This window comes from Micromonospora sp. NBRC 110009 (assembly GCF_030518795.1).
Taxonomy (GTDB): Bacteria; Actinomycetota; Actinomycetes; order Mycobacteriales; family Micromonosporaceae; genus Micromonospora.
In genome coordinates this window covers 1,509,033-1,522,797 of record NZ_CP130427.1, presented here as the reverse complement: position 1 = coordinate 1,522,797, position 13,765 = coordinate 1,509,033, and the positions used below count along the sequence as shown (strand labels likewise).

12 protein-coding genes are annotated in these 13,765 nt (G+C 73.9%); 6 read left to right on the top strand and 6 right to left on the bottom strand.

The window, feature by feature from the left end:
* Window positions 1-6 precede the first annotated feature (6 nt).
* Window positions 7-942 (bottom strand): putative RNA methyltransferase, encoded by a 936-nt coding sequence (locus Q2K19_RS07205; RefSeq protein WP_302768674.1) that lies wholly within the window; start codon window positions 940-942, stop codon window positions 7-9.
* Between the two features lies 1 nt (window position 943).
* Window positions 944-1,429, bottom strand: a complete 486-nt coding sequence (locus Q2K19_RS07200) for a MarR family winged helix-turn-helix transcriptional regulator (protein WP_302768671.1) — start codon at window positions 1,427-1,429, stop codon at window positions 944-946.
* A 102-nt stretch (window positions 1,430-1,531) separates the two neighbouring features.
* On the opposite strand from Q2K19_RS07200, the gene Q2K19_RS07195 reads away from it, so the two are divergent.
* Together Q2K19_RS07195 and Q2K19_RS07190 are read left to right on the top strand one after the other, a co-directional pair.
* The gene (locus tag Q2K19_RS07195) at window positions 1,532-1,945 is read left to right on the top strand and encodes a PPOX class F420-dependent oxidoreductase (RefSeq protein WP_302768669.1); all 414 of its coding nucleotides are present in this window, start codon (window positions 1,532-1,534) and stop codon (window positions 1,943-1,945) included.
* A 45-nt stretch (window positions 1,946-1,990) separates the two neighbouring features.
* On the top strand, window positions 1,991-3,067 hold the full coding sequence (locus tag Q2K19_RS07190) for an adenosine deaminase (RefSeq protein ID WP_302768667.1): 1,077 nt from the start codon (window positions 1,991-1,993) through the stop codon (window positions 3,065-3,067).
* On the opposite strand, the gene Q2K19_RS07185 is transcribed toward Q2K19_RS07190, so the two are convergent.
* A complete protein-coding gene (locus tag Q2K19_RS07185) occupies window positions 3,068-3,409 on the bottom strand; it encodes a hypothetical protein (RefSeq protein WP_302768665.1) in 342 nt (113 codons plus the stop codon).
* Window positions 3,410-3,869: 460 nt separating this feature from the next.
* On the opposite strand from Q2K19_RS07185, the gene Q2K19_RS07180 reads away from it, so the two are divergent.
* From Q2K19_RS07180 to Q2K19_RS07165, 4 genes are all read left to right on the top strand, one after another.
* Complete coding sequence (locus tag Q2K19_RS07180) at window positions 3,870-7,409, top strand: sensor histidine kinase (protein ID WP_302768664.1); 3,540 nt, start codon at window positions 3,870-3,872, stop codon at window positions 7,407-7,409.
* Window positions 7,406-7,810, top strand: coding sequence for a roadblock/LC7 domain-containing protein (locus Q2K19_RS07175; protein WP_302768662.1), 405 nt, complete (start codon window positions 7,406-7,408; stop codon window positions 7,808-7,810). The genes Q2K19_RS07180 and Q2K19_RS07175 overlap by 4 nt, the downstream gene beginning before the upstream one ends.
* 100 nt (window positions 7,811-7,910) lie before the next feature.
* Window positions 7,911-8,288, top strand: coding sequence for a DUF742 domain-containing protein (locus Q2K19_RS07170; RefSeq protein WP_046567086.1), 378 nt, complete (start codon window positions 7,911-7,913; stop codon window positions 8,286-8,288).
* A 1-nt stretch (window position 8,289) separates the two neighbouring features.
* A complete protein-coding gene (locus tag Q2K19_RS07165) occupies window positions 8,290-8,883 on the top strand; it encodes a GTP-binding protein (protein ID WP_302768660.1) in 594 nt (197 codons plus the stop codon).
* A gap of 126 nt (window positions 8,884-9,009) precedes the next feature.
* Here Q2K19_RS07165 and Q2K19_RS07160 read toward each other — a convergent pair whose 3' ends face one another.
* From Q2K19_RS07160 to Q2K19_RS07150, 3 genes are all read right to left on the bottom strand, one after another.
* A complete protein-coding gene (locus Q2K19_RS07160; RefSeq protein ID WP_302768658.1) occupies window positions 9,010-10,233 on the bottom strand; it encodes an ABC transporter substrate-binding protein in 1,224 nt (407 codons plus the stop codon).
* Window positions 10,234-10,364: 131 nt separating this feature from the next.
* The gene (locus Q2K19_RS07155; RefSeq protein WP_302768657.1) at window positions 10,365-12,695 is read right to left on the bottom strand and encodes a transposase; all 2,331 of its coding nucleotides are present in this window, start codon (window positions 12,693-12,695) and stop codon (window positions 10,365-10,367) included.
* A gap of 40 nt (window positions 12,696-12,735) precedes the next feature.
* Entirely contained in the window at window positions 12,736-13,743 is a 1,008-nt protein-coding gene (locus tag Q2K19_RS07150) for a DNA primase (RefSeq protein ID WP_302768655.1), read from the bottom strand.
* Window positions 13,744-13,765 lie beyond the last annotated feature (22 nt).

Below are 13,765 nucleotides of genomic sequence, written 5' to 3'. Positions count from 1 at the left end.
GTCGGGTCAGCGCGGCCGGTGCACGGCGAGCCGGACGGCGAGGGTCACCGGCACCGGCTCAGGCAGCGCGGCGATCCGCTCGGCCAGCCGGGCCGGGTCGGCGTGCCAGGCGCTGGGACCCATCCCGACCAGGGTGGCCACCTCGGTGCGGCCGAGCCGCAGCCGGGCCCGGTGGACCATGGCCGACTCCTCGGTGAAGTGCGCGCCCAGGCTGCCCGCGACCCGGTCCGCCTTGGCCGGGTCCACCCGGAGCAGGTCGAGCGCGTCGACCAGCTCGGCGAGGTGGTCGACGGCCGGGGTGACCACCAGCAGCGCGCCGGCCGGGTCGAGCACCCGGTGGAACTCCGCGCCGTTGCGCGGCGCGAAGACGTTCAGCAGCACGGCGGCGGAGCGGTCGGCCAGCGGCAGCCGCTGCCAGGTGTCGGCCAGCGCGGCCGCCGCGCGCGGGTGGGCCCGGGCCGCGCGGCGCAGCGCCGGCTTGGCGACGTCCAGGGCCAGGCCGACCGCGTCCGGCCGCGCCGCCAGCACGGCCGCGAGGTACCAGCCGGTCCCGGCGCCGGCGTCCACCACCAGGGGGTACGCGCCGTCCCGCCCGGCCTCGTCCCCGCGTAGGTCGCCCGGCGCCGCGCCGGTGGCGGCGAAGCGGGCGGGTGGCCCGACGGCGCGTACCCGGTCAACCACCTCGGCGGCGGTGGCGGCGAGGGCCGCGGCGACGGTGTCGTAGTGGCCGGCGGCGAGGAAGTCGGAACGGGCGGCGACCATCTCGGCGCTGTCCCCGGTGTGCGGGGTGCGGCCGGCGAGCAGGTTGACGTATCCCTGGCGGGCGATGTCGAAGCTGTGCCGGCGGGGGCAGCGCAACGCCCGGGCGGTGCCGGCGGTGGTCTCGGCCAGCGGCTCGCCGCAGACCGGGCAGCGCATCCGGGCCAGGATCCGCGGGTCCACCTCAGACCTCCGCCCGGCCGCGCCGGCGGCCGCCGGCGGCGAGGTGCTCGACCACCCGGTGGGTCAGCCCGCCGAGTGCCTCGACCTCCTCGGGGGCGAGCAGGTCGATCAGGTGCCGGCGGACGGCGGCGACGTGGCCGGGGGCGGCCGCCTCGATGGCCTGCCGGCCGGCGGGGGTGAGCGCGACGATCGAGCCGCGGCCGTCGGACGGGCACTCCTCCCGGGTGACCAGGCCGCGCTGCTGCATGCGGGACAGGTGGTGGGAGAGGCGGCTGCGCGACCAGAGCATCCGGTCGGCCAGCTCGCTGAGGCGGAGGCGCTGGTCGGGCGTCTCGGAGAGGTCGGAGAGGACGTCGTAGTCGGGCTCGGAGAGGGCGGCGTCCTGCATCAGCTCCCGGGCCAGCTCCAGGTCGAGCAGCCGGCGCATCCGGCGGTAGCCGCGCCAGGCCCGGTTCTCCCGCTCGTCCAGCCAGCGTGGTTCGTCCATGGGCCGAGCCTAGCCGAGTGGTTGACATGTCATCGAAGCCGGCCTACGTTCGATGACATGTCAACTACCTTTCCGGCTCCTGATCAGTTGGGCGGTGGCCGCGTGAGCGCCCGGCTGTGGGAGCTGTTCGGACAGCGGGGGCGCGGGGTGCTGGTCACCCTGCGCCGGGACGGTCGACCGCAGCTCTCCAACCTGGACTACCTGGCGGAGCCGGGGCTGCTCCGCTGCTCCACCACCGCCGACCGGGCCAAGGTGCGCAACCTGCGACGCGACCCGCGCGCCAGCTTCCACGTCACCACCGCCGACGGCGGGGCGTACGCGGTGGCCGAGGGCACGGTGACGCTCACCGCGCCCGCCGGGGCGACCGACGACGCCACGGTCGACGAGCTGGTCGAGGTCTACCGGCGGATCCTGGGGGAGCACCCGGACTGGGCGGACTACCGGGCCGCGATGGTCGCCGACGGCCGGCTGGTGCTGCGCCTCACCGTCGAGCGGGTGTACGGCTGGCGGCCGTGACCGGTCCGGTGCCGTGCCGCGACCCGTGGTGACTAGGGTCTGAGCATGGTCGCAATCTCGTACGAGGACATCGTCAAGGTCCCCAAGGCGTTACTGCACGATCACCTCGACGGCGGTCTGCGGCCCGCGACGATCGTCGAGCTGGCCGCCGAGGTCGGCCACCAGCTGCCCACCACCGACCCGGAGGCGCTCGGCCGCTGGTTCGCCGAGGCGGCGAACTCCGGCTCCCTGGAGCGCTACCTGGAGACCTTCGCGCACACGGTGGCGGTCATGCAGACCGCGCCGGCGCTGCGCCGGGTGGCCCGCGAGTGCGCCCTCGACCTGGCCGCCGACGGCGTGGTCTACGCCGAGGTCCGGTTCGCCCCGGAGCAGCACCTGGAGCAGAACCTGACCCTGGACGAGGTGGTCGAGGCGGTGGTGGCCGGCTTCCGGGAGGGGAGCGTGCTGGCCGCCGAGGCGGGTCACCGGATCCGGGTGGGCACCCTGCTCACCGCCATGCGGCACGCCGCCCGCTCGCAGGAGATCGCCGAGCTGGCCGTCCGGCACCGGGACACCGGGGTGGTCGGCTTCGACATCGCCGGCGCGGAGGCGGGCTTCCCGCCCACCCGGCACCTGGACGCCTTCGAGTACCTGCAGCGGGAGAACTTCCACTTCACCATCCACGCCGGTGAGGCCTTCGGGCTGCCGTCGATCTGGCAGGCGATCCAGTGGTGCGGCGCCGACCGGCTGGGCCACGGCGTCCGGATCGTCGACGACATCACCCCGGGCAACCCGCCGATGCTGGGCCGACTGGCCGCGTACGTCCGGGACAAGCGGATCCCGCTGGAGCTGTGCCCGTCGTCCAACGTGCAGACCGGCGCGGCGCCGTCGATCGCCGAGCACCCGATCGGGCTGCTCCGGGACCTGCGCTTCCGGGTGACGGTCAACACCGACAACCGGTTGATGAGCGGCACCTCGATGTCCCGGGAGATGGCGCTGCTGGTGGAGGCCTTCGGCTACGGCTGGAAGGAGCTCCAGTGGTTCACCATCAACGCGATGAAGAGCGCCTTCATCCCGTTCGACGAGCGGCTGACGATCATCGACGAGGTGATCAAGCCGGCGTACGCGAAGCTGGTCGCCTGATCAGGCTTCCTGGTGCGGGTGGCCGGCGAGCAGGTCGGCCACCCGGCGCAGCACCTCGCGAGCCCGGGCCGCCTCGGCGCCCAGTCCGGTCTGCCGGCGCAGCACCGCCGGCTCGGCGCGCAGCAGCGTCAGCCCGCGCCGGATCAGGACCGCGGGTGCCTTGCGCTGCTCGGACAGGTCACGGGCGAGCCGGCGGACGAAGGTCGCCCCGCGCGGCCGGCGCAGCGCGTACGCCCCGGCGAGCAGGCCGCGGCGGCGGCACTCCTCGACGATCTCGGCAGCAAAGATCCCTTCGGCGATGAAAAATGGCGATCCGGTGACGTCGAATGGCCGGGTGGCCACCCTCCGGTCCGCGCCGATCGCATAAACCGGCACTTCGGCCTTGCCCTCCTGGGCCAGTCGGGCGATTGTGTCCACCGCTGACGCCGCGTCCCAGGACCTGGGCGACTCCCAGTCCACCTGCCCGTTTTGACGCGGGCACGTAGGGTCATCGCCGTCCTTGTAGAAGTCGTCCAGGCAGAGCACAGGAAGTCCGGTCTGGTGTGCAATGTATGACTTTCCGGAGCCGGAAGGCCCCGCGAGCAGGACGACGCGGTGAGGGTGTGCCATTACTTTTGGTGACTCCGGCCAGACGGATTGCTATCAAATTGCATCAACATCTCATCACACCTTCAGCGAGGGACAGCCTGGTCTTTCTCTTTGCGGAGCGGCGTGATGGAATCTCGGGGGTCCGACCCGCCGGGTCGGTCGCTCGGCGTTGCCCAGAGGCGACGTCCGGACGCGGTAATGCGAGGGCGGTGACGTGAGCAAACGGCCAACGACGGCGGGCTCCTTCCTGTCGCGTCTACGCCGGCCGGCCAGCCGGCTGCGCGACATGCCGATCTGGTCCAAGCTCGGTCTAATCATGATCGTGCCGACCATCGCCACGGTCGTGGTGGGCACCAGCGGGCTGGTCGACCACCTGCAGACGCTCAACAATGCCAACCGGGCCGGCAACCTGGCCAACCTGATCGGCTACTCGGGTGACCTGGTCGATAGGCTGCAGGACGAGCGGACCGCCGCCGTGCTGCTGCTGAGTGCCAACAAGCCGCAGGTCAAGACGCGGTACACCGAGGTGTACACCAAGGCTGGTCAGGAGGTCGACGACGCCAAGGGCCGGTACCTGCAGCAACGCGCCGTGCTGGAGGGTCTGCCGCCCACGCTGGAGAAGCTCCTTGACGGGATCGACCAGAACCTCACCGACCTGCCCGGCACCCGCAGTCAGGTCTTCAACGGCAAGATGGCGGTCAGCTTCACGATCAAGGTGTACGACGGCCTGATCAGCGACCTGCTGGCGGCGCGCGACTCGAGCAGCCAGCTCGCCGGCGACAGCGACCTGAGCGACCGGATGCGCGCCGCCGCCGCCATCGCCCGCGCCAAGGAATTCATCTCCGAGCGCCGGGTCGTCGTGCACCGCGCCCTTGGGCCTCGCAAGCTCAGCCCGGCCCTGCGTCAGGACTACATCTCCACCGTCACCGCCGAGCAGCAGGCGCTCGAGGCCTTCGACGCCATCGCCAATCGGTCCGAGAGCGAGTTCTACCAGCAGAACGTCGCCGGGGGCGACCTGCGCGAGGTGACCTCCTACCAGGGCCAGATCCTCTTCAACGAGAGCGGGGACCTGTCGACCCTCTCCTTCGGTCCGGACGAGTGGGACGCCGCGATGGTCGGCAACGCCAAGATGGTCCGTGCCGTCGAATCGAAGTTCGACGGCGACGTGGTCAAGCAGGCCGACAACCTCCGCTCGGACACGCAACGCCAGGTGTTCCTGGAGACCGGCCTGCTGCTCAGCATGCTGCTGCTGGCGATCCTGTTCGCGTACCTGGTCGCCCGCTCGATGGCCCGCTCGCTGCGCGACCTGCGGCAGGGCGCCCTCTCGGTGGCCCAGTACGGCCTCCCGCAGGCGGTGGCCCGGCTGCGGGACCCGCAGGTCACCGGCCAGCTCTCCCCGGTGCAGCTGGCCAACCAGATCGCCGAGCCGCTCCCGGTCCGGAGCAAGGACGAGTTCGGCCAGGTGACCGAGGCGTTCAACGCGGTCCACCTGGAGGCGGTCCGGACCGCGGCCGAGCAGGCCGCCCTCCGGGCGTCCGTCGCCACCATGTTCGTCAACCTGGCCCGGCGGTCGCAGATCCTGGTCGACCGGCTGATCGGCCACCTGGACCGGCTGGAGCGCGGCGAGGAGGACCCGGACCGGCTGGCCGAGCTGTTCCAGCTCGACCACCTCGCCACCCGGATGCGCCGCAACGACGAGAACCTGCTGGTCCTCGCCGGTGCGGACTCCACCCGCGTGCAGCGCGAACCGGCCGCCCTGATCGACGTGCTCCGCGCCGCCCAGTCCGAGGTCGAGCACTACACCCGGATCGAGTTCGGGGTCATCGACCGGGACATCGAGATCGCCGCGCACGCGGTCAACGACCTCGTGCACCTGGTCGCCGAGCTGTTCGACAACGCCACCGCCTTCTCCCCGCCGGACTCCCACGTCATGGTCGAGGCCCGGCGGGTGGGCGACCGCGCCTCCCTCTACGTGGAGGACCGGGGCATCGGCATCGGCCGGGAGCAGCTGTACGAGCTCAACGAGCGGCTGGCCACGCCGCCGCAGGTCGACGTGGCCGTCTCTCGGATGATGGGTCTGGTCGTGGTCGCCCGGCTGTCGTCCCGGCACGGCGTCAAGGTCGAGCTCCGGCCCGGCGCCGATCGCGGCACCGTCGCCGACGTCACGCTGCCTCCGGCGGTCCTGGTGCCGCGCGCCCTCGCCGGCCGGGGTCAGCCGGCGCCCGCACTGCCGGCCGCCGCTCCCCAGCAGAGTGCTCCGGCGCCCGCGTTCGGCGCGCTGGCCGCCCTCAGCAACGGCCCGCACACCCCGCCGGCCCCGCGCCCCGGCACGTCCGGCAACCAGGTCACCCTCGGCGGCCGCGCGTTCGACCCGGCGGCGCGCAACGGCTCCGGCGCCCCGGCCACGCCGGGCGGGCCGCGCTCGATGCCGGCCTGGTCCGACCTCACCGGTGCCAGCGCCCCCGCCGGCGGCGACGGCTTCAACCCGCGCTCCTCGAACGGCCAGCCGGTCGACCCGCTGCCGCAGCGTCGCCACCCGGCCGAGGGCGACCCGGCCAGCACCGGCCAGCAGGCGGCGATCCCGCGGCAGCTGCCGAGCAGCCCCGAGGCCGGGCCGTACTACCCGCCGCCGGTGTCGGCTCCGCCGGTCCCGCCGGTCTCCGCGCCGCCGCTGCCGCCGGTCTCCGGGGCTCCGGTCTCGGCCTCGCCGGTGTCGGGTTACCCCGTCTCGGCCGCGCCGGTGTCGGGTTACCCCGTCTCGGCTCAGCCCTTCACCGGCCAGCCGGTGTCGGCCGCGCCCGCCCCGGGCCAGCCGGTCTCGGTGCCGCCGGCGAACCAGCTGCCGCAGCGTCCGGTTCCGCAGGCCGGCACGCCGAGCGTCGGCGCACCGCCGGCCTGGCCGCCGGTCGCCGCGCCCGACCCGGCCGCCCCGCCGGTGCCGGAACGTCTCGCGGCCGGCCTGGACATGACCACCGAGCTGCCGCGGGTCGGCCGCCCGGAGACGCCGCCGGCCGCCGTGCCGCCGGCGGTCAGCCGGCCGGTGCCCGCGCCGGCGCCGAGGCCGACGCCGCAGCAGTCGGCCAACCGCCAGCGGTACGCGGACGAGACGATGGAGCTGCCGATCTTCCGGGAGCTGGAGTCGAACTGGTTCCGCACCCGCCGACCGGGGCCGAACGAGGAGACGGCGGCGACGCCGGGTGCGGCGGCGAGCGCCGGCGCGACCCAGCAGTTCGCCAAGGTCGACGCTGCCGGCCGGGCCGTCCCGCAGCCACCACCCGCAACGACAGGTAACACGCCGATGGCACACACCCCGGCGGCCGGCGGAGCGCCGCGCGACAACGGACCGGCCAACGGGGGCGCGCGTCCCGGTTTCGCCGAACCGCTGCCCAACCGGCGGGCGCAACAGCAGGGGTCGCCGAGCTGGCAGAGCGCCGCCGACGACGGCTGGCGCGCCGCCTCGGCCGCCACCGAGGTCCCGGTCGCCGAGACCACCCAGAAGGGCCTGCCGAAGCGGACGCCGATGGCGCAGCTGGTGCCGGGTGGCGTCGACAAGCCGTCCACGTCGGTGCAGCGCCGGACGCCGGAAGGCGTGCGGGGTCTGCTCTCGGCCTACCATCGGGGCGTGCAGCGGGGGCGTAACAACCCGACCGACAGCAACTCGGCCGGCCCGGAGGCGACTCCGGGCGGGCAGCAGTCCTCGCAGTCTGGCTCAGGCCCGGTGGCCGGGAGCGGGCAGAAGGAGCAACAAGGATGACAAGTACGCAGGATCTCGGATGGCTGCTCGCCAACTTCGCCGACCGGGTGCCCGGCGTGGCGCACGCGGTCGCGGTCTCCGCCGACGGCCTGCTCCTCGCCGGGTCCCGTGACCTTCCGCGGGACCGCGCGGACCAGCTCGCGGCGATTTCGTCCGGCCTGGTCAGCCTGACCCAGGGCGCGGCCCGCTGCTTCGAGGGCGGGGCGGTGCTGCAGACCGTGGTCGAGATGGACAACGGCTTCCTGTTCCTCATGTCCATCTCGGACGGCTCGTCGTTCGCGGTCCTCGCGGCCCGCAGCTGCGACGTCGGACAGGTCGGCTATGAGATGGCCCTGCTCGTCGACCGGGTGGGCGACGCCCTGACCCCGCAGCCGCGTACGGCTGTCGGGATGATGGGCTGATCGACGCGCTGACCGGTGGGTCAGGAGCGGCAACAACTACGACATCGACGAACACCACCGGGCGAAGCCGGTGCCGGGTACGAAGGAGGTGAGCGGCGACATGGTCGATCGTGACGAACCGACTGGAGCGTTGGTCCGTCCATACGCCGTGACCCGCGGCCGTACCCGTCCCCGGCTGGAGATCGCCCTGGAGGCGCTCGTCGAGACGACGGTGCGCGGCCGCGCCGTTGCCACTGGCAACGGCGGACAGGGCCGTGAACACCAGTACATAGCCGCGCTGTGTGACGGACGCGTGCAGTCACTCGCCGAGATCGCGGCGCGGATGCAGCTTCCGCTCGGCGTGGCCCGGGTGCTCATCGCCGACATGGCGACGGACGGCCTGGTCGCGGTCCACGAGCCGACCATCCTGGACGACTCCGACGACGCGGTGGGCACTGAACTGCTGGAGAGGGTGCTGAGTGGACTTCGCAGGCTCTGACATGTCGCACCGGCCGCCGGCCCCGAGCGGGCGCGTGACGTCGGCGAAGATCGTTATCGCCGGTGGATTCGGCGTCGGCAAGACGACGCTGGTCGGCTCGGTCTCGGAGATCACGCCGCTGACCACCGAGGCGATCATGACCACCGCAGGCGTGGGCGTCGACGGCACCCGGCAGGTGCCGGGCAAGACGACGACCACGGTGGCGATGGACTTCGGTCGTATCTCGATCGACCGCGACCTGATTCTGTACCTGTTCGGTACGCCGGGTCAGACGCGGTTCTGGTTCATGTGGGACGAACTGGTCCGCGGCGCCATCGGCGCCGTGGTGCTGGTCGACACCCGCCGGCTGGCCGACTGCTTCGCCGCCATCGACTTCTTCGAGCACCGGCGGCTGCCGTACCTGGTGGCCATCAACTGCTTCGACGGGATGCAGTACCACGACCCGCAGGACGTCCGGGACGCGCTGGCGATCTCGAGCGACGTGCCCGTGGTGGCCTGCGACGCCCGGAACCGGGAGTCGACCAAGCACGTGCTGATCTCCCTGGTCGAGTACGTGCTCACCATGCGGCGCTCGCGGGCGGTCGCCCCCGCCTGACCGGCGGCACGAAAGCGCCCGGTGACCTGAGGTCACCGGGCGCTTCTCGCTGTCCACGGTTCGCTGACGGCCGCCGGCCGCCCCGCGGAGCAGGTCCTGTCCCGACGGGACGGCCGGTGTGGACGGTCAGGCGTAGCGCGTCCAGCTCGCCTTGTCGACCACGTAGACGCCCAGCGAGTCCGGCTCCATGCCACCGTGCCGGGTCTCGGCGTACGCGTACGCGCCGGCGATGCCCTCGAGCACCTGGGTCTGGAGGAACGCCCGGATCCGGCCACGGTCGAGGCTGGTCGCCATCCGGGCCGACGAGACGAGGAGCCGCAGGGCGTCCGAGGCGTACGGGGCGAACCCCTTGAAGCTGCCGTGCCGCTGGAGGTAGCGGTAGGTGAAGTCCCGCCGGTCCTCCTCGGCCGTGGTGGTGGTGGCCAGCGTGGACGAGGTGAGGCAGGCCGGGTGGACGGTGTAGGCCCCCTCCACCGCCGCGGCGTACGGGCGGGTGAGGGTGTGGTCGGCGACCGCGCCCGCGTCGAAGAAGAGCGGGCCCCGGTAACCGGCGCGACGCAGCTCGCGGGCGGCGGCACCGGAGTCCGGGGCGGTGCCCCAGACGATGACGCCCTCCGGCTGATCCCCCGCCACCCGCTCGGCGGCGGCGGTGAAGTCGCTCCCGGTGGCCGGCAGCCGTACGGTCCGCCGCAGCTGCACATCGGTGGTCCGCAGGGCGGTCCGCACGGCCCGTACGCCGGCGTCGCCGTGCAGGCCCTCGGCGGCCAGCAGGGCGACCCGCCGGACCCGGAGCGACTCGATCAGCCGGGCCAGTCGTCGGGCGACATCGCCGGCGTCCGGGGTGAGCTTGTAGATGTAGGTGCGCTCGGCCAGGGGCAGCACGATCTCTTCGGCGTCGGCCAGCGACAGGAACGGCACCCGGAGCTGCTGCGCCACCCCGACGATGGCCATGGAGGTTTCGGCGAGCGTGCCGCCGACCAGGGCGTGCACCTGGTCCCGCTGGATCAGCTCGGTGACCTGCCGGGCCGCCTCAGCAGGGTTGCTGCCGTTGTCGCGGATCTCCAACCGCAGCGTGCGGCGCAGGTTGCCGACCGGGAAGCCGGAGACGTTCAACGCCTCCGCGGTGATCTCCATGGCGCGCTGTTGGAGCACGCCGAGGGCGGCACCCGGGCCGGTCAGCTCCAGGCTCGCACCGACCACCAGCTCGTGGTCGTCCGGTGCCCTGCTGCCGGCCGCGTCGTCGGGTCGCTGGCCGGGCTGCCCGCACGCGGTGAGCAGCAGGGTGCTCGCTGCCGCGGCGAGCACGCCGCGACGGGTGAGCACGGTGGAGTCGAATGCCGAGGTCGCCAATGGAGTCGCCTTCCCGCCCCGGCGACGCCCGCGCCGGCTGGTCCGCGGGTATGCTTCCGGCCAGTCCGACCCGGCGTCAAATTATCCGGGTGTGGGCAGGAACACGCGGGTGGCAGGCGGTGCGGCTCCGATCAGGACCGGTAACCGGCGGAGCGGTACTCGTACTCCCGCTCGTCGTCGCGGTCACCGGTGTCCCGGGTGAAGTCCCACCCGCCGGCCGCCTCCCGACCGGGGCGACCGCCGACGGCGAAGCCGCCGATCTCCTGGCCGCGCCGCCAACCCCGGAAGTAGCCCGTGGTGTTCTCGGCGAGGCTGGCCGCGTTCCGGACGATCCGCAGTGGACGCTCCTCGCGCAGCGGCGAGCCCGGCACCAGGTTGGCCTGCGGTACGCGCTTCGGCAGGCCGGCCTTGGTCTCCGAGCCCACCGACGGGCGGGCCGCCTGCTCGGCGGCCTGCCAGCCGCTGTCCGCGGTGCTCGACCAGTCGAGGTCGGCCTCGTCGCCGTGACCGACGAACCAGGCGGACTTCGCCTGGGCGAAGATCAGCAGGTCGCCGTCGCCCTCGTCGGAGACCGGCGGCGGCCGGTGCTCCTTCGGCGCGGGGCGCCGCTCCAGCGGGGTGGGCAGCTCGGCCCGGGGCGCCGGACGGCCGGCAGCCTCCCGCTCGACCAGCCGCAGCGGCGGCGTCTCCAGGCCGGGGTCGGTCGGTGGGTCGAGCTCGTTCCGCAGCGCCCGGTCGGCCAGCGGTGGCGGCTCCACCAGCCGCAGCATCGGCGGCTCCTGCGGCAGGTCGTCCGCGAGCCACGGCGGGGTGACCCGGCCCGGGTCGCTCGGCGCGTCCACGCCGCGGCCGCCGTACCCGTAGGCGGGCGGTGCCTCCTTGGCGCGGTCCTCCTGCTCGTCGCCGTTGTTGACCAGCGGCCAGTTCGCCCGGGACCCCGGAGGGGCGGACTCCTGGCCCGGGCGCGGCGCCGGCACCGGGATGCTCAGGTCGGTGGCGCTGAAACCACCGGTCGGCGGCTCCGGGGTGGTCTTGGGCCGCGGCGGGATGATCGTCCGCTGCCGCTCGGCCCGGGCGCTGTTGATCGCGGCCGTGGTGAGCGTCGGGCGGAACGGCTCGCCGGCCTCGGCCGGGGGCACGTTGCCCCGCTGGGCCGGGGTGATCGGGGTGATCCCGGGCGGCGGGGGCGGCGCGGAGATGGGCCGGTTGGTGGGGCCGTCCAGCCGCTGCGGCCGGGGCGCGCCGGCCGGTCCGGGACGCACGGGCGGCGCTGAGGCCGGCCGGCCGGCTGCGGCCGCCGGGGCGACGGGGGCGGCAGCAGGGGCGACGGGGGCGGGGGCCACCGGCGGGGGCATGACCGGGGCCGGGGCGACCGGCGGCGGCGCGAGCGGCCGGGGCGACGCCGGCGCGGCCGGACCGGAAACCGGCTCGGGCCGGTTGCGCCGGCCCACCGGCTCGGGCTCGGCCGGGCGGATCGACCGCATGCCGGTCAGCTCGCCGACCGACTCGCCACGCCGGGCGGCGGCCCGGCGGCCGGGCGCCGGAGCGGGCGCGGTGACCCGGGCGCTGAGTGCGTCGACCAGCGCCTCGCAGCCGGAGTCGCAGGCCCGCACCGAGGCGACCGCCTGCCGCACGGTCTCCGCGACGGCGGCGGTGAGCGCCCGGCTGACCGCGGCGCGCCGCGGCGTCTCGGCGATGGCGACCCGCAGCGCGGTCACCGCGTCGTCGATGGTCTCGGCATCCGCGACACCCTCGGCCGAGAGGTGGGCGGCGACCGCGTCCGCGGCGACCGCGACCTCGCGGCCGCCGGAGACGGTGCCGCTCAACATGCTGGGCTCCGGCAGTGCGTCCAGCACGGCCAGGGAGACCGGCTCGGCCGGGTCCGGATAGGCCCGGAGCGCCGCCGGGTAGAGCTCGCGGAGCACCTCGCGCAGCGCCACCGCGGCGGAGTGCCGCCCGCTCGCCAGCGCGGCGTGGGCGCTGAGCACCTGCTTGTAGCCCGCGAGGTCCCGGGGCGCCGGCAGGGTGACCGCGGAGAGCGCGCCGGCCTGGAGGGCACGGGCCAGCCCGACCGCCCGACGCTCGGCCGGCGGGGACTGCATCTCCTCCAGCGAGTCGTCGTCGGCGAACCGCTCCGCGAAGTCGTCGACCGAGTCGTCGTCCGCGATCGCCAGCGGTCGCCCGGCCGCGCTGAGCAGCGACGTGACCGTGTGGTCGTCGCTGTCGGCGGCGATGGCCGCACCGCTCGGCCCGCCTGACCGCTCCACGAGCAGCGCGACCAGCCGGGCATAGCCGGCCGGGTCGTCGCCGATCTCGCAGACATGCAGCAGACGGCCTGCGTCGTCGACCACAGCGGACGTCAGCGTCGAACCGGCCGAAGCCGGTCGGTCGGCCGGATCCGCCGAGGCCAGACCGCAGTACACGCGCACGAGCGCCACGGCGTCGTCCTCCTCCCGGGACACAAGGCTTTTTCTGCCAGAGACTGATGCTCCCCGCTCCGGGTCAGTCGCGCCAGTCCACAACAGCAGAGATCTTGCCGACAATGGTGCGCCAGCCCAAACTTGCGGTTTGTGCCCCGATTTTCTTCAGCCGGCGCCGACCCATGAATCCACCGATTCCGCCGTTGACGGACGCCCGCAGCGCCTCGTCCAGGTCGTCCAGGCTGGAACCCGCGGAGAGCATGTCCAGCACGGCGGGTAGCCGCAGCGCGTACGCCAGGTCACGGGCGACCTCACCGGCTTCGATCAAGAGCGTGGGATCCCACGCGTCGTGGCCGCCGCGGAGGTTCTCCACCACCAGGTCGAGCTCGTAGGTGTCCTCGTCCAGCGGGGCGATGTCGACCGGTTCCACCCGTTCGGACAGTTCGTTCCAGCTGTCCAGTTGGGACAGGTCGTTGGGCGCACCGGAACGGATGAAAGAGACCAACGACTCCGGGGTCTTGAACAGCAGCAGCCGGCCCCGGTGGGTGAGGAAGGCGGGCACCTCCTCGTCGCCGGCGGCGTCCTCCGCCTCGTCCTCGTCCTCGTGCTCCTCGTCGGCCTCGGCGTCGGAGTCCGCCGCCTCGGCCTTGCCCCGCCGGCGCCCCTCGGGGCGCTCCTCCTCGTCCTCCTCCTCGGCCGTGAGGGCGGCGAACTCCTCGTCGAGGATCACCACCTCCTCGTCCTCGGTCTCGACGACCTGGCGGCGGGCCAGGAAGGGGTCGTCCTGGTCGCGATCGGCGACATCGGTCGGGGTCAGTTCCCGCGCCGGCCGGTACGCCCGCAGCGTGAAGCCGGTGCCCGCCGGCAGCGCGATCTCCACCGGGTCGATGCGCAGCTCGTCCCAGAGTGCGCGGTCCGGCGCCGGACGGTCGACGTCGACCTCGTCATCTGCGGCCGACGAGGTGGTGTCGTCGAGCTCGGGCTCGTCGGCGTCGGGCCGTTGGGGCGACTGGCGGGCCACGCTGACCTCCGTGTGCTTTCGGGTTGCCCACCCGGCGACGCCTCGGCCGCCGAGTGACTCTGCGCACATACCCTAGTGGTCGGCCCGGCCG